A 17282-nucleotide genomic window follows, 5' to 3' on the forward strand; every position below is an offset into this window, starting at 1 on the left:
TCTCCGTGGGGGTTCAGGAACAGACCGCCCCTTGCGCGGCGGAACCGACAAGGCGGGCGTACTTGCTGAGCACCCCGGTCTTCCGTGACGGCTCCGGCGGTCGCCAGCCTTCCCGACGCGAAGCCAGTTCGGCCTCGTCGACGAGCACGTCCAGGGTGCGGGTCTCCATGTCGAGCACGATGGTGTCGCCGTCGCGGACGAACGCGATCGGCCCGCCGTGCGCCGCCTCCGGCGCGACGTGGCCGACGCAAAGTCCCGTGGTGCCACCGGAAAACCGGCCGTCGGTGAGCAGCAGGACGTCCTTGCCGAGCCCGGCTCCCTTGATCGCCCCGGTCACCGCGAGCATCTCGCGCATCCCGGGCCCGCCCCGCGGCCCCTCGTTCTTGATCACCACGACGTCGTTAGGCCGCAGCTCGCCGAGCGCGTCCATCGCGGCCTGCTCGCCGTCGAAAACCCTTGCCCTGCCTTCGAAACGTGCGGTGTCGAACCCAGCGCTCTTCACCACGGCGCCCTCGGGTGCGAGGCTGCCGTGCAGGATGGTGATGCCGCCGGTGGGGTGGATCGGGTCGGTCATCTTCCGCACCACGTCACCGTCCAAATCGGACGGTGCGAGCGCGGCGATGTTCTCCGCCATGGTCTTTCCCGTCACGGTGAGGCAGTCGCCGTGCATCATGCCCGCCTCCAGCAGCGCCTTCATCACCACCGGGATCCCGCCGACGCGGTCGACGCCGGTCATCATGTGGCGCCCGAACGGTTTCACGTCGGCCAGGTGCGGCACGCGGTCGCCGACGCGGGTGAAGTCGTCGAGCGTCAGGTCGACGTCGGCCTCGTGCGCGATCGCGAGCAGGTGCAGCACCGCGTTGGTCGAGCCGCCGAGCGCCATCACCACGGCGATCGCGTTTTCGAAGGCCTCCTTGGTGAGCACGTCGCGCGCGGTGTGCCCACGGGAAAGCATGCCGACCACGGCTTCTCCGCTCGCGCGCGCGAACCCGTCGCGGCGGCGGTCCGCCGAAGGCGGGCTGGCCGATCCCGGCAGCGACATGCCGAGCGCTTCGGCCGCGGCGGCCATCGTGTTCGCGGTGTACATCCCGCCGCACGCGCCCTCGCCGGGGCAGATCGCCCGCTCGATCCGGTCGACCTCCTCGCGCGTGATCAGCCCGCGCGCGCACGCGCCGACGGCCTCGAACGCGTCGATCACGGACACTTCCCGCCCGTCGACGGTGCCGGGCATGATCGAGCCCGCGTACAGGAACACCGACGCGAGGTCGAGCCGGGCGGCGGCCATCAGCATGCCGGGGAGGCTCTTGTCGCAGCCTGCCAGGAGGATCGTGCCGTCGAGGCGTTCGGCCTGCACCACGGTTTCCACCGAGTCGGCGATGACCTCGCGCGACACCAGGGAGAAGTGCATCCCTTCATGGCCCATGGAAATGCCGTCGGAAACGGAAATGGTGCCGAACTCCATCGGGAACCCGCCCGCGGCGTGCACGCCCTGCTTGCTCGCGCCGGCGAGCCGTTGCAACGACAGGTTGCACGGGGTGATCTCGTTCCACGACGACGCGACGCCGATCTGGGGCTTGGCGAAGTCCTCGTCGCCCATGCCGACCGCGCGGAGCATGCCGCGCGCGGCGGCGCGCTCCATTCCGTCGGTTACGTCCCTGCTGCGCGGTTTGAGATCCGTCATGGTCGGTCCTCCCTTTCTGCTCGCGCGAGCATCAGGGCGAGCAGCTGCGGCTGGAAATGGGTGATGTGCTCGCGGATCGCTTCCTCCGCGCGCAGGGGATCACCCGATTCGATGTCCGCGACCAGTGTGGCGTGGTTCGTGTGGACCTGCTCGATGGTGTCGTAGAGGCCGAGGTTCATCCGGAAGATGTGCAGCAGCGGCTCGCTGATGCTGTCCCACAGCCGCAGCAGGCGCCTGCGCCCGCACAGCACGTACAACTGCCGGTGCAGCGCGAAGTCCTGCAGGATCACCTGCGACCAGTTTCCCTCGCGGCAGGCCACTTCCAGCTCGCCGAGGATCTCGTGCAGCGATTCGAAGCGGCCCGCGGTGGTTTCGCGCACCAGGTACCGCACGGCGAGCGGTTCGATACCGGCGCGGATCGCCATGATCTCTTCGCCGTCCTCCGGCGTCAGCGACGCGACGCGGGTCCCGCGTCTCGCCTCGACGACCACCAGCCCTTCGACCGCGAGCTGGCGCAACGCGTCGCGCACCGGGCCCCTGCTGACGTCGAGCGTGGTCGCGATATCCCGTTCCACCAGGCGTTCGCCGTCGGCGAGCTGACCGGAGAGGATGGCGTCGCGCAACCTGCGAGTGACCGTGTCGCCCAGTGCGGGCGAAAAGGCTTCAGTCATCCGGCAAGCATCCCCTCACGGAGGGTCATCGCGGAAGACCGTTCATCGAATGTGACCTGGCCCAGTCCGACCTGCGATCCTTTGTGGACTTTCGAGGTCAGGCGCGCGCCCTTGGCCAGCCCGATCGGGAGCAGGCGTCCCTCGATCGAGGCCGAAGCTGGTACGACCGTGCCATACGCGGTGTAACCGCCTTCGCCGTCGAGGAGGTCGCCCGGTTCGAGATCGCGCTTCGCCGTGGTGACGACGTCGGCGGCGAACGAGCGGGCCGTTCCGGTCGGCGCGCGGCGGACGGCCGCGGACACCACGCTGACCGCGAGTTCGAGCCCGATCAGGTGGTACGGCCGGTACATCGCCGCGTACTGTCCACTGTGGCCGGTCTTGAGGCCGTACTGGGCGAAGCAGTCCCGCACGTACGCCGACGGCGCTTCGAGCGTCACGTACACGCCCCACCGCAGGTCCCGGTCGACTTGCGCGCCGTCGCGGCGAAGGCTCGACACCACCTCGACGACACCCTTGCCGCTCAGCGCGCCGCCGTCGGCCGCCGGGACGCACACGCTCGCCAGGTCGTCCGCGCCGCACGGCGGGAACAGCAAACCGGACGGCGGCGCGGAAAGCCCGGTCCCGTTGGCCACCGCGACCATCTCGATCGCCGATTTCGTACCGTCCAGGAACGAGTTGAACATGCGCGGGTTGAGCCGCGCCGATTCGGCGTAGGAGGGTGTGAAACCGTAGTGCCCCCACACCGTTTCCGGTGTCGAAAAGTGGTATTCGGGCAGGTACTTGGTGCCCTTTCCGGCGGAGACGACGTCGAACCCGCAGGTGCGCGCCCAGTCCACCAGTTCGCAGATCAGCGCGGGCTGATCGCCGTAGGCCATCGAATAGACGACACCGCGTTCGCGGGCGCGGGCGGCGAGCGCCGGGCCGACCAGCGCGTCCGCTTCGACGGTCACCATCACCACGTGCTGGCCGCCGTCGATCGCGGCAAGGGCGTGCTCGGTCCCGGCCAGTGGATCGCCGGTCGCTTCGACGACGACCTCGATGTCCGGGTCGCCGAGAAGATCGCGAGCGCTGCCCGCGATCTTCACCTCGCCCGCGGCATACCCGGCCGCCTCCAGCGCCGTCGACGCGCGCTCGGGCGACAGGTCGGCGACGGCGCTGATCCGCAGGCCGTCGAGCAGGCGGGCCTGGTGCAGGAACATCGTGCTGAACTTGCCGCACCCGATGACCGCGCAGCGCACCGGGGAGGTTCGCGCGCGCAGGTCGTCGAGGAGGTTCAGCACAGCCCACACCTTCGGCCGCGACTGGTCGATTGTCAATGGTTAACCACGGCAAGCGCATCCGGCCCGGCTTACCGTGATCGGGTGGAGACGGTGTCGAAGGCGGAAGGGGCCGCGCTGGCCGGTGTCGTCGTGCTCGCGCTGGCGTGGACGGGTTTCGGTGCGCGCTCGATCGGCACGTGGGCGATGGAGGTCGTGTGGGCCGTCGCGGGGCTCGTCCTCGTGCTCGCGGTCCGCCGCCGGTTCCCGCTGACGCGGTTGCTGTGCTGGCTGCTCGTGCTGCACGCGCTCGTGCTCTGCTACGGCGGCCAGTACACCTACGCAGAAACGCCCCTCGGCGAATGGGTGCAGCACTGGCTCGGCACCCAGCGCAACAACTACGACCGGTTCGCGCACTTCGTGCAGGGCTTCGTGCCCGCGATCGCGGTGCGGGAGGTCCTGCTGCGCCGCTCCCCGCTGACGCCCGGCCGTTGGTCCGCCTTCCTGACCGTGTGCGTGTGCCTGTCGATCAGCGCGTGCTTCGAGTTCGTCGAGTGGGCGAGCGCGCTCCTGATGGGCGGAAACGCGGATGATTTCCTTGCCACACAAGGGGATCCGTGGGACACCCAATGGGACATGTTCCTCTGCGTGTGCGGTGCGCTGGTGTCGCTGGCCCTGCTGAGCAGGCGGCATGATCGTCAACTCTCTACAACAGTTTGACGAACGCAAACTTTATGTAGACAATTAGGGGCAGCTCTCGTGTCCACCACGACGAGGAGTGCTCATGGCTCCAGAAGCGGTGTCGTTCGACCGGCACCCGGACTCTTACCGGCACTGGCGGCTCCGCGTGGACGGCCCGATCGCCTGGCTCGACCTCGACGTCGACTCCGGCGGCGGGATCCGGCCCGGGTACGAGCTGAAGCTGAACTCCTACGACCTCGGCGTCGACATCGAGCTGTACGACGCCACGCAGCGCCTGCGGTTCTCCCATCCCGAAGTGCGCGCGGTGGTGGTCGGCAGCGCCAAGGACAAGGTGTTCTGCGCCGGGGCGAACATCCGCATGCTCGCCGCGTCGCCGCACGAGTGGAAGGTCAACTTCTGCAAGTTCACCAACGAAACGCGCAACGGCTTCGAGGACGCGAGCGAGCATTCCGGCCAGACCTACCTCGCCGCGGTAAACGGCACCTGCGCGGGAGGCGGCTACGAAATCGCGCTCGCGTGCGAGAAGATCCTGCTCGTCGACGACAACTCGTCGACGGTCGCGCTGCCCGAGGTGCCGTTGCTCGGCGTGCTGCCCGGCACCGGCGGGCTGACCCGCGTGGTGGACAAGCGGCACGTCCGCAAGGACCGGGCCGACGTGTTCGCCACCCGGCCCGACGGGGTCAAGGGCCGCACCGCCGTCGAATGGGGGCTCGTCGACGAGATCGTCCCGCGCCGGGACTTCGCCGAAACCGTGCGGGAACGCGCGCTCGAAGCCGCACGGGCCAGTGCGCGGCCCGAAGGCGCGACGGGGATCGACCTGCCGCCGCTGGACCGCACGGTGACCGAGGACGGGCTGCGCTACCAGAACGTGAGCGCGCGGTTCGACCGCGGTACCGGGGTCGCCACGATCACCGTGCTCGGCCCGCGTGACCCGTCGGATCCGCGCGAAACCGGTGCCGCGTCGTGGTTGCTCGCGCTCACCAGGGAACTGGACGACCTCATCCTTCGCTTGCGCACCAACGAACCCGGGCTGGGCACCTGGCTCCTCTGCAGCGAGGGCGAAGCGGACGCGGTGCGTGCACACGAAGACCTCGTACTGCACGCGGATCACTGGCTGTGCAACGAAATCGTGCACTACTACAAGCGCGTGCTGAAACGGCTCGACGTCACCAGCCGCAGCCTGGTCGCGCTCATCGAGCCGGGAAGCTGCTTCACCGGCGTGCTGCTCGAACTGGCGCTGGCCTGCGACCGCCAGTACATGTTGGACGGTCCGCCGATCGACGACGAAGCCAGCGAAGACCGTGCGAGCCTCGTGCTCACCGAGGCCAACTTCGGCACCTTCCCGATGGGCAATGGACTGTCGCGATTGGACTCCCGGTTCTACGGCGACCCGGGACAGGTCGAAAAGCTGCGTGCCGAGATCGGCCGCCCACTGTCCCCATCGGACGCCGACGAGCTGGGCATGGTGACCATGGCGCCGGACGACCTCGACTGGGAGGACGAGATCAGGATCGCGTTGGAGGGCAGGGCATCGCTGTCACCGGACGCGCTCACCGGCATGGAGGCGAACCACCGGTTCGTCGGCCCCGAGACGATCGAGACCAAGATCTTCGGGCGGCTTTCCGCTTGGCAGAACTGGATTTTCACCAGACCGAACGCCTCGGGCGAGGAAGGTGCGCTTCGCCGCTACGGAACGGGCCAGAAAGCGGTGTTCGACAGGAAGCGGGTCTAGGACATGCCGGAGAAGATCGACTACGACGCGAAGATCCCGAACAACGTGAACCTATCGGAGGACCGCAGGCTCCAGCGCGCGCTGGAGGGCTGGCAGCCCCGGTTCCTGAACTGGTGGGGCGAAATGGGCCCCACGCTCGAAACGCACGACGTCTACCTGCGCACCGCGATCAGCGTCGGACGGGAAGGATGGGCGCATTTCGACCACGTGCACGTGCCGGACTACCGCTGGGGGATCTTCCTCGCCGAGCGCGACCGCGACCGCCGCATCGCCTTCGGCGAGCACCGGGGCGAACCGGTGTGGCAGCAGGTGCCCGGCGAGTACCGCGCCGATCTGCAGCGGCTGATCGTGATCCAGGGCGACACCGAGCCCGCTTCGGTCGAACAGCAGAAACTGCTCGGGCTGACCGCGCCGAGCCTGTACGACCTGCGGAACCTGTTCCAGGTCAACGTCGAGGAGGGCAGGCACCTGTGGGCGATGGTGTACCTGCTGCACGCCTACTTCGGCCGTGAAGGCCGCGACGAGGCGGAAGGCCTGCTGCTGCGCAATTCCGGCAGCCCGGACACCCCGCGCATCCTCGGCGCGTTCAACGAGGAGACCGCCGACTGGCTCGCCTTCTACATGTTCACCTACTTCACCGATCGCGACGGCAAGTACCAGCTCGGCACGCTCAAGGAAAGCTCGTTCGACCCGCTTTCGCGCACCTGCGAGTTCATGCTCAAGGAGGAAGCGCACCACATGTTCGTCGGCACCACCGGCGTCGACCGCGTGGTGACCCGCAGCGCCGAGCTGATCTCCGAGCACGACACCCTCGACATCGCCGCGCACGGCGGGATCCCCCTTGACATCATCCAGAAGTACCTGAACTTCCACTACAGCGTTTCGCTCGACCTGTTCGGCAGCGAGACCTCCACGAACGCGGCGAACTATTACACCGCGGGGCTGAAGGGGCGGTGGCTGGAAACCCGGCGCAAGGACGACCACCAGCTCACCGACGAGAGCGCGCTGCTGCCGAAGCCCCGCACCGACGGCACCTGGGAAGAGCGGGAAATGCAGGCGATCCTGCTGCTGAACCTCGATCTCCGCCGCGAGTACATCGCCGACTGCGAAACCGGGGTCAAACGCTGGAACCGGATACTCGCCGACCACGACATCTCGTTCCGCTTCGCGCTGCCGCACCCTGGATTCAACCGCGACGTCGGCATAAACTCCGGTCACCACGTCACCCCGGACGGCTCGATCGTCGACGAGGCGACGTGGCTGGCGGGCGAGCCGAGGTGGCTGCCGACCGCGGAAGACCTCGCGTTCGTCCGCTCGCTGATGCACCCGGTGTACGAACGCGGCAAGATCGCGAGCTGGGTCGCTCCGCCGCGACAGGGCATCAACGGTAAGCCGTTCGACTACGAATACGTCCACCTGGTCTGATTGCGATGAACGGGTTCAACGCCGCCGAGTACCTGCTCGACCGGCACGTGCGGGAAGGGCGCGGCGCGCGCACCGCGGTCGTGTCGCCGTCGGGTCACCTGACCTACGCCGAACTCGCCGAGTCCGCGCACCGGGCGGCGGCCGGGTTCCGCGCGCTCGGGATCCGCCCCGAGGAGCGGGTCATGCTGTGCATGGTGGATGGTCCCGAGCTGCTTTCCGGGATTCTGGGCGCGATCTACTCCGGTGCCGTGCCCGTCCCGGTGTCCACAATGGTCACCGGGGTCGAACTGGGCACCGTGCTGGCGGATTCGCGCGCCCGTGTCCTTTGTGTATCCGCCGAGTTCGTGCCCGCCGCGCTGGTGGCGCTGGACGCCGCTCCCGAGGTCACCGATGTGGTGCTCGATCGCGGCTCCGGCGCGGAATTCGGCGTGCGCGCGCATTCGTGGGCTGCACTGTCCACTGCGGACTCACTCGATGCTCCGTACCCCTCGTGGGACGACACCGTGGCCCTGTGGCTCTACACCTCGGGCACCACGGGGAAGCCGAAGGCCGCGATGCACCGCCACGCCGATATCCGTGCCGTGGTCGAGTGCTATGCCGAGGGTGTACTGGAAACCGCCGCGGACGACCGGTTCCTGTCCGTGCCGAAGCTGTTCTTCGCCTATGGCTTGGGAAATTCGGCGTTCTTCCCGCTCGCGGCCGGTGCGGCGACGATACTGGAACCGGCGCGCCCGACGCCGAAGCTGATCGCGCGCCGCGTGCGCGAGGAACGGCCGACGCTGTTCTTCGGCGTGCCGACGTTCTATTCGGCCGTACTGGCCAGTGACGTCCCGGACGACTCGTTTTCCTCGGTGCGCCAAGCGGTTTCCGCGGGGGAACCGCTGCCCGCGGCGCTCTACGAGCAGTTCCGGCAGCGGTTCGGGGTGGAGGTGCTGGACGGCATCGGGTCCACCGAGGCGTTGCACATCTTCCTGTCGAACCGGCCGGGCCGGGTGCGTCCGGGCAGCACCGGGATCGCGGTGCCCGGGTACGACGTCGAACTGCGCGACGAGGCGGGTTCGGTGATCGCCGAACCGGCTACGCCGGGCGAGCTGTACGTGCGCGGGCCGTCGATCGCGAGCGGGTACTGGGGGCGGTACGACACCACGAAACGCGTGTTCCAGGGCGAATGGCTGCGGACGGGGGACAGCTACGTGCGCAACGCCGACGGCACCTACAGCTGCCTCGGCCGGTTCGACGACATGCTGAAAGCGGGCGGTATCTGGGTTTCGCCAGGCGAAGTGGAGCAACGGCTGCTCGAACACCCCTCGGTCGCGGAGGCGGCGGTGGTCGCCGCGCCGGGGCCCGACGGGATCGACAAACCGGTCGCGTGCGTCGCCGCGACGCCGGGGCACGTCGTCGACGAGGCGGAGCTGATCGAGTTCTGCCGCGCGGGGCTGGCGTCGTTCAAGCGGCCGCGGCGGGTGGTGGAGGTGGCCGAGCTGCCCAAGACGGCGACCGGGAAGATCCGGCGTAACGTGATCCGCGACCTCGTCCGCGACCCCGCCGGAGTGCTCGCACCGTGATCGACGGAGAACTCGTTGTCGACGCCCATGTGCACGTCCCGAGGCTGAGCACGCTCAAACCGGCGTGGCTCGCCTGGGCGGACCGTTTTTCGGGCCCGCACGACTGGCGCTCGGTCTTCGACGGCGACGGCGATCCGATCCCGTCGCGGCTCGACGCGTTGTTCGAAGCCGAAGGCGTGGACCGTGCGCTGCTGTTCGCGGAGTACAGCCCGCGCGCGACCGGGATCCAGCCCATCGAAGACAACCTGCCGCTGTACCGGTACAACCCCGAGCGGTTCCGGCTCGTCGCGAACGTCAACCCGCACCTGCACCACCCGCTGGCGTCCGAAGTGGACCGTCAGCTCGATCTCGGCGCGGTGGCGTTGAAGATCCACCCGGTGCACGGCGCTTTTTCGCCCGCGGACAAGGAGTTGTACGCCGCGTACCGGGTGTGCGCCGACCGAGGCGTGCCGGTGATCCTGCACTCCGGCATCAGCAGCTTCCCCGGTTCCCGTGCGAGCTTCGGCAACCCCGAGCTGCTCTCGGACGTCGTCGAAGACTTCCCTTCGGTCTCGTTCGTCTTCGCCCACGGTGGCCGCGGCTGGTGGTACGACGTCGCCGCTTTCATGGCACTGGCGCGTGACAACGTCTGGCTCGACCTGGCCGGGCTGCCACCCGCGAAACTGCCCGAGTACTACGCGCGCTTCGACCTGGCCCGCCTCGCGCGCAAGTTCGTCTTCGGCACCGACTGGCCAGGCGTCCCCGGCACCGCCCGCAACGTCCGCGCACTGGCGAAACTCGGCCTGCCCGGCGAGGTCCTGCGCGGCATCCTCTCCGGCAACGCCACCACGCTGTTCCCCGGTCTCTGACCGAATCTGCTCTGATGTGCGGATGGGGAAGAACGAGCGCGCCGCGCTGAAGCCGTTGAGCCGACGATGGACCTGGTTGAGCGTCGGCGTCAGCGTGATCGCGTGCGGGGCGCTCGTGTGGGCGCTCTGGGGGAGTTCGACCGCCGATCATCGCGCCGCGTTCGAGGTCGGCTGGAAGGTCGGTGCGGCGGGGCTCGCGATCCTGGCCGCGGTCCTCGGCGCGCGACGCGTCGAACTGGGCGAGCGCGAGCACCTGCGGCAGATGGCGACCGACGAAGCCAACCGGACGCACGCCGAGGCCCTGCTGCGACGACAGCTCGACGCCGACGAAGCGGTTCGGGCCGATGCCATCGCCAGGCAGATCACGGACCTGTCCGCTAAAGCGAGCGAACAACTCGGCAGCGACAAGGCCGCGATGCGGATCGGCGGCCTGACCGATCTGGAACGGCTCGCCGAGTCGCATCCCGAGCTGCGGCAAACCGTCGTGGACCGCATCTGCGCGTACCTGCGCGAGCCGTTCGCCCCACCGGCGCGCGACAGTCAGGACGTGGAGGCCCTGCTGCAACTGGACGTGCGGTCGACCGCGCAGGAGATCCTGCGCCGCCACCTGTGCGCGCCCAAGGACTCGCCGAAATTCTGGGACGGCATCTCGATCGACCTGCGCTACGCGTCCCTCGTCGACTTCAATTTCTACGGCGCGCGATGCACCTCCGCGAATTTCGAAGGCGCGCGTTTCACCGGCGTGGCCATCTTCTCCAGTGCGCGAATGGCCAATGTTGACTTCGAACGCGCTCAATTCTCTGCAAGGGCGCATTTCACGGATTTCAAGGTTGCCGAGATTGCCACTTTCTCGTCGGTGGTGTTCGACGCCAAAGTGCACTTTTTCCGAGCGGCGATCGGAGTCGCCGAGTTCGACCGCGCGGAATTCGGGGATGTCGCCGCCTTCGGGGATGCGCGTTTCGGCAGGAGCGACTTCTCCGGTGCGAGGTTCGCGCAGGAGACGACCTTCGCCGGATCGACGCTGTCGGACGCGAACTTCGTCCCTTCCACCACCGCGGGCTATGCCAGCGCCGTCATCCGTGGCACGTCCATGGCGATGTTCGAGAACGCCACTTTCGAAGGGGCGTTTTCCGCTTACTCGATCTCGTCGGACGAGGATGTCGATTTCAGTGGCTGCCGCTTCCTGGCGCCTGTGTACATTTCCGACCCGGTCGACCCGGAGGGCGGGAGCCATCGCTACTCGGTCACCGGCGCCAGGATCAAAGCGGACCAGGTGGCGGATTCCGACTTCCCCACGTCCTGGTACCTGACCGCCGACCCCGACGACCCGTCACTCCGCCGAATCGAACTCCGCGACTTCTGATCTCCTGCCCCGAAAGTGACCTTCGGGCCACATTCCCCGAACGTCACAGTGATGTCGGGTGCGCTGCGCGGTGATCGGCGGCGGAGTTTGTCCGTTGGTCCCCGAAGGCCACCTTCGGGGACCCCAGCGCCACTTTCTCGGCCCTCGCGGGGTGCGCGGGCAGTGCCGCGCATGCCCCGAAGGTGGCCTTCGGGCCGCTCAACGCCACAAATCCACCCCTCGCACGCTCGACCCCCCGGTTGCCGGTGCCCCGAAAGTGACGTTCGGGGCACGCGAAGACCTGCTGTGGGGTCGCGCGGTGGCGGGAATGTGGTGCGAGGGCCGAATTCGCGGCGTCTACCGCCCCGAAGGCCACCTTCGGGGACTCGCGCCAGGGCGGCAGCCTGCCACGAGGGCCGAGATCGGGACGCTCAACGCCCCAAAAAGGAGCCTTCGGCGGCACCCGCGACCCGACCTCTAGGGGAGCATCTTTCGGGGCAGGAGCCGCCCACCCCGACGAAAGCGTCAGCCGTTCGTTGAGCGGAGGACGCGCATCGCGTCGGCCAGTGCGGCCGAGGAATCCGCGCCCAGCGGGGAAAGCACGATCCGCCGCAGGATCTCGGCGCACGCGGCCCGCGCCTTCGAAGCGACTTCGAGGCCGTGCTCGGTGAGCTGCACGTAGGTCACCCGCCGGTCCGACGGGCTCGGGACGCGGCAGATCAGGTCCGCCGCCACGAGCCGGTCGGCGACCTTGGTGAACCCGCCGCTGGACAGCGCGGCCTCCCCGGCGAGCCGGGTCATCGGCATCCGGTGTTCCGGCGAGCGGATGAGGCGGATGAGGATGTCGAACGAGGCGGGGGCGAGGCCGAAGCGCTCGGCGATCTCGCCCATCAGGGTGTCCTGCGTGGCGAGGTAGCCCTCGATCACCAGGCCCCACCAGGTGACGATCTCGTCGTCGTCGGTGTGCGGGTCGGGAACGGTCACCGGGCGAGTGTACCGCAGAACTCTTGCTGGAATATATCTTGCGCGCGAGAGGTTTAGCGCTTAGCGTTGACTTCAACGGCTCCCGAGGAGGAGACATGTCGATCAAGACTTCCGGCCTGCACCACGTCACGGCCATCGGCGGCGACCCCCAGCGCAACGCCGACTTCTACCTGAAGACGCTGGGCCTCCGGTTGGTCAAGACCACCGTCAACTTCGACGACCCAGGCACCTACCACCTCTACTACGGCGACCAGTCCGGCAAGCCGGGCACGCTGATGACCTTCTTCCCGTGGAAGGACGCGCCGAGCGGGGTGCAGGGCACCGGGCAGGCGACCACCACGTCCTTCTCCGTGCCCGAGGCGTCCATCGGCTGGTGGAAGCGGCACCTCGCGGCGGCGAACATCTCTTCGAGCGAGGTCAAGAACCGCGACGGCGAGGACGTGCTGACCTTCCGCGACCCCGACGGGCTGACGCTCGCGCTCGTCGCGCACCCGCAGGGCGATCCGCGCGACCCGTGGGACAACGGGCACGTGCCCGCCGAGCACGCGATCCGCGGCCTGCACTCGGTCACGCTTTCAGTGTCCAAAGAGGACGAGACGGCGGGCATGCTCACCGACGGGCTCGGGCTGAGCTTCGCGAACCAGGAAGACAACCGGCTGCGCTTCACCGCGGGCGAAGGCGGCCCCGGCGCACTCGTCGACGTGCTGGTCACGCCGGACGCGCCGCGCGGGCTCGTCGCCGCGGGCACCGTGCACCACGTCGCGTGGCGCGCGCCCGACGAGGCGACCCAGGCCGCGTGGCGCGAGGAACTGGTGGACTCCGGCGTGCACGTCACGTCCATTTTGGACCGTCAGTACTTCAGGTCCATCTACTTCCGCGAGCCGGGCGGCACGCTGCTCGAAGTGGCCACCGACGAGCCGGGTTTCGCGATCGACGAACCGCTGCTCGAACTCGGTCGCGCGCTGAAGCTCCCGCCGTGGCTGGAGCCGAACCGCGAGCAGATCCAGCGCGCGCTGCCGAAGCTGGACCTGCCGAGCGAGAACGACCTGGAGCGGGCATGACCGAGTTGGCGCACCGCTACGCCGAAGGGGATCCGGCCGCGCCGGTGCTGCTGCTCCTGCACGGCACCGGCGGCGGCCCGGACGACCTGCTGCCGCTCGCGAAGGAGCTGAGCCCGGCGTCAGCCGTGCTCGCGCCAGCCGGGCCGGTTTCGGAGAACGGGATGGCACGGTGGTTCCGGCGGCTCGCGGAAGGCGTTTTCGACTACGACGACGTCGTGAAGCGGGCGGACCAGCTCGCCGAGTTCGTGGTCGCCGCACGCGAGCGGTACGGCCTCGGTGACCGGCGCCTGATCGCGATCGGGTTCTCCAACGGCGCGAACATCGCGGCCGCGTTGACGGTGCTGCGCCCGGACGTGCTGACCGAGGCGATCCTGTTCGCCTCGATGCTTCCGGTGCCCAGTCCGCCGGAGCACGACCTGTCCGGTTCGAGGGTGTTCCTGTCGAACGGCGAGCAGGATCCGATGGCGCCGCTGGCGTCGAACGACGAGTTCATCGCACTGCTGCGGGCGAGGTCGGCCGAGGTGACCAGCCACCGGCACCACGGTTGCCACCAGATCACCGCCGACGGCGTGGCCGCGGCGAAGAACTGGCTGAGGTAACCCGTTCGAGTGAGTTGCCGAGCGGGTGGCATGGCCCGCGCTCACAATCCGGGCCATGGCACACGCTCGGGAAGGCAAGCACGCGGCCGAGGAGACCCCCGAAGCCGCGGAGGTCCCCGCCGCGCGTCCCGCGGCCGACGACCAGCACCCGCCGAAGCGGACCAGGCTGGGCGGCACCTGGGTCGCCGTCGTCGTCGCGCTCGTGGTGCTGGTGTTCCTGCTGATCTTCATCCTGCAGAACCTGGAGAACGCGACCGTGCACTTCCTCGGCGCGGTGGGCAGCATGCCGCTCGCCGTGGCGATGCTCCTGGCCGCGGTGGCGGGCGGCGCGCTCGTCGCACTCGTCGGCGCCGCCAGGATCCTGCAGCTCCGCGCCCAGAACCGGAAATCCCGGAAGAACTGACCCGGCGCGTTTAGCGGGCTAAACGCGCTCGGGGGCCGTCGGTCGCGGAGCTGTCTTACTCCTCGGTAGCATCTCGGCGAGCAGCGAGGGAGCAGCGCGTGAGCAACGAAGACCGACTGGTGGGCCCCGCGGCCGAGCCCGGGATCGTCCAGCGTGCCGGCAAGTTCGCCGGGTGGGCGGCCCGCACCGGCTACTCCCTGTCCAAGCGGCTTCCCGGGGTCGAGGCCGCGGAGAAGGGCCTTCGCCAGGTGGAGCGGATCGCGCTCGGCGAGCTGCGCCGCCGCCTCGACGAGGTCGACGACCCGTACCTCGCGGCCTTGAGCGCGGCGAGCACGATTAGCCCGCAAAACGGCGTCGAGGGCAACGGGAAGCTCAGCGATTCGGTCGCGGTCGTGCCCGCGCGCGACAGCGAGCCGTTGCGCGCCGCGATGGCCGAGCTGCTCAACCGCTCGCTCGGCTTCGGCAAGGAGCGCGCCCGCGAGTACCTCTACGCGATCATCCTGCGCCAGCTCACCCCCGACGAGGCACGCATCCTGTCCGCGCTGTCCGACGGGTCGCCGTTCCCGGTGATCGACGTCTTCGAACGGACCAGCCTCACCGGCACCGGGCGCACCGTGCTGCGCAACGCGTCGACGGTGGGGAAGGCGGCCGGGGTTTCGCTGCCCGCGGAGACCCCGAGCTACGTCACCCGCCTCGTCGGCCTCGGCCTCGCCGACCTCGACGAAGAGGTGGATTCCCTGGCCACGCAGTACGAGATCCTGCTGACCGACGAGACGGTCCGCGCCGCGGAGGACTCGGTGAAGCGGACGAAGATCGTGCGGCGGACCGTGCACCTGTCGCACCTCGGCACCCAGTTCTGGCGCGCGTGCGATCCGGCCGCGGGCCCCGCTTGATCGATCTGCGGTCGCGCCGATCACCCGATCATGTGACCATGGTCACCCGGGCTAGTGAAACGGGGTGGTCATGGGTGCGATTCTCGACGACTTCGCACGCCACTGGCCGATTTACGTCTCCATCCCGCTCGTCGCGGCGCTGATCGGGTACGTGACCAAGCTGGTCGCGATCCGGATGATGTTCCAGCCGCTCGAGTTCGTCGGCGTCAAACCCGTCTTCGGCTGGCAGGGCATCGTGCCCAAGCGCGCGGCGCGGATGGCGGGCATCGCGTGCGACACCATGACCCAGCAGCTGGTGAAACCAGCCGACGTCATCGAACGCCTCGACGCCGAGCGCGTCGCGAAGGAGATCGAAAAACCCCTGCTCGCCGCGACCGAGGAGATCGTCCGCGACGTCGCGGGGCAGTACCAGTCCGGGTTGTGGGAGGCGCTGCCCGCGCGGGTCCAGCGGCTGGTCGTGCACCGCGTGCAGGCCGAGGCGCCGAGGATGGTCGGCGCGGTGCTCGACGCGATCAAGCACGACGTCGACAGCGTCTTCGACCTCAAGGACATGGTCGTGACGAGCCTGGTCAAGGACAAGGCGCTGCTCAACCGGATCTTCCAGGAGGCGGGCCGCAAGGAGTTCCAGTTCATCGCCCGCTCCGGCATCGTCTTCGGCGGGCTGATCGGCATCATCCAGATGGTGGCCTGGGTGCTGTTCAAGATCCCGCTCATCATGCCGCTGTTCGGCCTGTTCACCGGCTGGTTCACCGACTGGCTCGCGCTGAAGATGATCTTCCACCCGAAGCAGCCGGTGCGGTACTTCGGCCTGTTCGAATGGCAGGGCCTGTTCCTCAAGCGGCGCGCGGAGGTGTCCGAAGCGTACGGAGAGCTGATCGCGAAGGAGATCATCACGCCGCGCAACGTGATCGAAGCGGTGTTGCGCGGGCCGCTGTCGGACAAGGTGCTCGGCATGATCCAGCGCCAGGTCGACGAGGAACTGAGCCGCCAGACGAGCGTGGCGAAACCCCTGGTCGTGATGGCCGTCGGCAGCAGGCGCTACCAGGAGATGAAGGCGGTCATCGCGGAAAAGATCATGGACCGGCTCCCGGAGACCATGCGGTACCTCGAGGACTACGCCGAGGACGCGATGGACATCAGGAACCTGCTGGTGCGGAAGATGAAGGAGCTCGACGCCGACGAGTTCGAGGGCCTGCTGCGGCCGGCCTTCCAGCAGGACGAGTGGATCCTGATCACCACCGGCGCGGTGCTGGGCTTCGCCGTCGGTGAGCTGCAGGTGCTCGTCCTGGAGCACTTCGCGGCCTGAACGCGGATGACGCAGGGGCTTCAGGTAACGCCGTGCGAGCGGACGGCGACATTACTCCCGGCGTCGTCTCGCAATTCGTGAGTGCTGCCACTACCGTATGGAACGGTAGCCGACCGTGACGGGCGGCGGCGAAGCCTGGGCATCTTACCCGGCGCGCTGACCGATTGGTACGTTACTGTCGGCATTGTCACAGGGGTTTCTCCGTCCCTGCAGGTAGCCCGCCTGCTCTTCCGGCGCTGTTCTGAACCGGCAGAAGGCTTCTGTTAGGTTTCGTAGACATGTCCGGAAAGCACTTGATCGAATCCCCGACCAAGGCAGATGGCGCGGAGCTGTGGCGAATCGCACGCGATTCCCAGAAGCTCGATCTCAACTCGCCCTATGCATATCTGTTGTGGTGCCACGATTTCGCCGACACTTCGGTGGTCGCGAAAGTCGACGGCCGAGCGGTCGGCTTCGTGATCGCCTATCGCAAGCCGTCCGCACCCGACGCCGCGCTCGTGTGGCAGGTGGCCGTCGATGCCTCCCAGCGTGGTCAGGGCCTGGCAGGGAAGCTGCTCGACGAGCTCTTCGCCAAGCTCACCGGCGAGGGCGTGCGCTACCTGGAGACCACCATCACCCCGGACAACGAGGCCTCCATCAAGTTGTTCAGCTCGTTCGCCAAACGGTGGGAAACCGACCTGGAATCGGCGGAACTGTTCAGCGCGAGCGATTTTCCGGACGATGGCGAGTCGCATGAGCCGGAGGACCGATACCGCATCGGCCCGCTTGTGCGCGCATAGGAAATATCAAGACTTCCCAGGGGCAGGAGAAAAAA

General features: G+C 68.4%; 16 protein-coding genes. 12 read left to right on the top strand and 4 right to left on the bottom strand.

Going from position 1 to position 17282, the window contains the following annotated elements:
- Nucleotides 1-13: 13 nt before the first annotated feature.
- The 3 genes from ilvD to HUW46_RS25155 are packed head-to-tail and all read right to left on the bottom strand — an operon-like array spanning nt 14 to nt 3632.
- Nucleotides 14-1681, bottom strand: a complete 1668-nt coding sequence (ilvD, locus tag HUW46_RS25145) for a dihydroxy-acid dehydratase (RefSeq protein ID WP_215541282.1) — start codon at nt 1679-1681, stop codon at nt 14-16.
- Nucleotides 1678-2352: a GntR family transcriptional regulator gene (locus HUW46_RS25150; protein WP_215541283.1), complete on the bottom strand. Its 675-nt coding sequence runs from the start codon at nt 2350-2352 to the stop codon at nt 1678-1680. Before HUW46_RS25150 ends, ilvD begins: the two co-directional genes overlap by 4 nt.
- Entirely contained in the window at nt 2349-3632 is a 1284-nt protein-coding gene (locus tag HUW46_RS25155) for an NAD(P)H-dependent oxidoreductase (RefSeq protein WP_254124892.1), read from the bottom strand. Before HUW46_RS25155 ends, HUW46_RS25150 begins: the two co-directional genes overlap by 4 nt.
- Before the next feature lie 81 nt (nt 3633-3713).
- On the opposite strand from HUW46_RS25155, the gene HUW46_RS25160 reads away from it, so the two are divergent.
- The 6 genes from HUW46_RS25160 (at nt 3714) to HUW46_RS25185 (ending at nt 11243) form a co-directional block, all read left to right on the top strand.
- The gene (locus HUW46_RS25160; protein WP_254124893.1) at nt 3714-4328 is read left to right on the top strand and encodes a DUF2238 domain-containing protein; all 615 of its coding nucleotides are present in this window, start codon (nt 3714-3716) and stop codon (nt 4326-4328) included.
- 64 nt (nt 4329-4392) lie between these two features.
- Nucleotides 4393-6042, top strand: coding sequence for a 2,3-epoxybenzoyl-CoA dihydrolase (boxC, locus tag HUW46_RS25165; protein WP_215541284.1), 1650 nt, complete (start codon nt 4393-4395; stop codon nt 6040-6042).
- A gap of 3 nt (nt 6043-6045) precedes the next feature.
- A complete protein-coding gene (gene boxB, locus HUW46_RS25170) occupies nt 6046-7467 on the top strand; it encodes a benzoyl-CoA 2,3-epoxidase subunit BoxB (protein ID WP_215541285.1) in 1422 nt (473 codons plus the stop codon).
- Between the two features lie 5 nt (nt 7468-7472).
- Nucleotides 7473-9032 (top strand): benzoate-CoA ligase family protein, encoded by a 1560-nt coding sequence (locus HUW46_RS25175; protein WP_215541286.1) that lies wholly within the window; start codon nt 7473-7475, stop codon nt 9030-9032.
- On the top strand, nt 9029-9880 hold the full coding sequence (locus HUW46_RS25180; RefSeq protein WP_215541287.1) for an amidohydrolase family protein: 852 nt from the start codon (nt 9029-9031) through the stop codon (nt 9878-9880). Before HUW46_RS25175 ends, HUW46_RS25180 begins: the two co-directional genes overlap by 4 nt.
- 22 nt (nt 9881-9902) lie before the next feature.
- Nucleotides 9903-11243, top strand: a complete 1341-nt coding sequence (locus HUW46_RS25185) for a pentapeptide repeat-containing protein (RefSeq protein ID WP_215541288.1) — start codon at nt 9903-9905, stop codon at nt 11241-11243.
- A 504-nt stretch (nt 11244-11747) separates the two neighbouring features.
- On the opposite strand, the gene HUW46_RS25190 is transcribed toward HUW46_RS25185, so the two are convergent.
- The gene (locus HUW46_RS25190; protein WP_215541289.1) at nt 11748-12206 is read right to left on the bottom strand and encodes a MarR family winged helix-turn-helix transcriptional regulator; all 459 of its coding nucleotides are present in this window, start codon (nt 12204-12206) and stop codon (nt 11748-11750) included.
- Nucleotides 12207-12301: 95 nt separating this feature from the next.
- Here HUW46_RS25190 and HUW46_RS25195 point away from each other — a divergent pair, with 95 nt between their 5' ends.
- The 6 genes from HUW46_RS25195 (at nt 12302) to ectA (ending at nt 17247) form a co-directional block, all read left to right on the top strand.
- On the top strand, nt 12302-13267 hold the full coding sequence (locus HUW46_RS25195; protein ID WP_215541290.1) for a ring-cleaving dioxygenase: 966 nt from the start codon (nt 12302-12304) through the stop codon (nt 13265-13267).
- Nucleotides 13264-13866 carry an alpha/beta hydrolase gene (locus HUW46_RS25200; protein ID WP_215541291.1) on the top strand — a complete coding sequence of 201 codons (603 nt, stop codon included), beginning with the start codon at nt 13264-13266 and terminating at the stop codon, nt 13864-13866. Before HUW46_RS25195 ends, HUW46_RS25200 begins: the two co-directional genes overlap by 4 nt.
- Before the next feature lie 55 nt (nt 13867-13921).
- On the top strand, nt 13922-14269 hold the full coding sequence (locus HUW46_RS25205; protein WP_215541292.1) for a lipopolysaccharide assembly protein LapA domain-containing protein: 348 nt from the start codon (nt 13922-13924) through the stop codon (nt 14267-14269).
- 98 nt (nt 14270-14367) lie between these two features.
- Nucleotides 14368-15162, top strand: coding sequence for an Abi-alpha family protein (locus tag HUW46_RS25210; protein WP_254124894.1), 795 nt, complete (start codon nt 14368-14370; stop codon nt 15160-15162).
- Between the two features lie 70 nt (nt 15163-15232).
- Nucleotides 15233-16468 (top strand): DUF445 domain-containing protein, encoded by a 1236-nt coding sequence (locus tag HUW46_RS25215; protein WP_215541293.1) that lies wholly within the window; start codon nt 15233-15235, stop codon nt 16466-16468.
- A gap of 278 nt (nt 16469-16746) precedes the next feature.
- Nucleotides 16747-17247: a diaminobutyrate acetyltransferase gene (gene ectA / locus HUW46_RS25220; protein WP_215541294.1), complete on the top strand. Its 501-nt coding sequence runs from the start codon at nt 16747-16749 to the stop codon at nt 17245-17247.
- Nucleotides 17248-17282 lie beyond the last annotated feature (35 nt).

This window comes from Amycolatopsis sp. CA-230715 (genome assembly GCF_018736145.1).
Lineage (GTDB): Bacteria > Actinomycetota > Actinomycetes > Mycobacteriales > Pseudonocardiaceae > Amycolatopsis.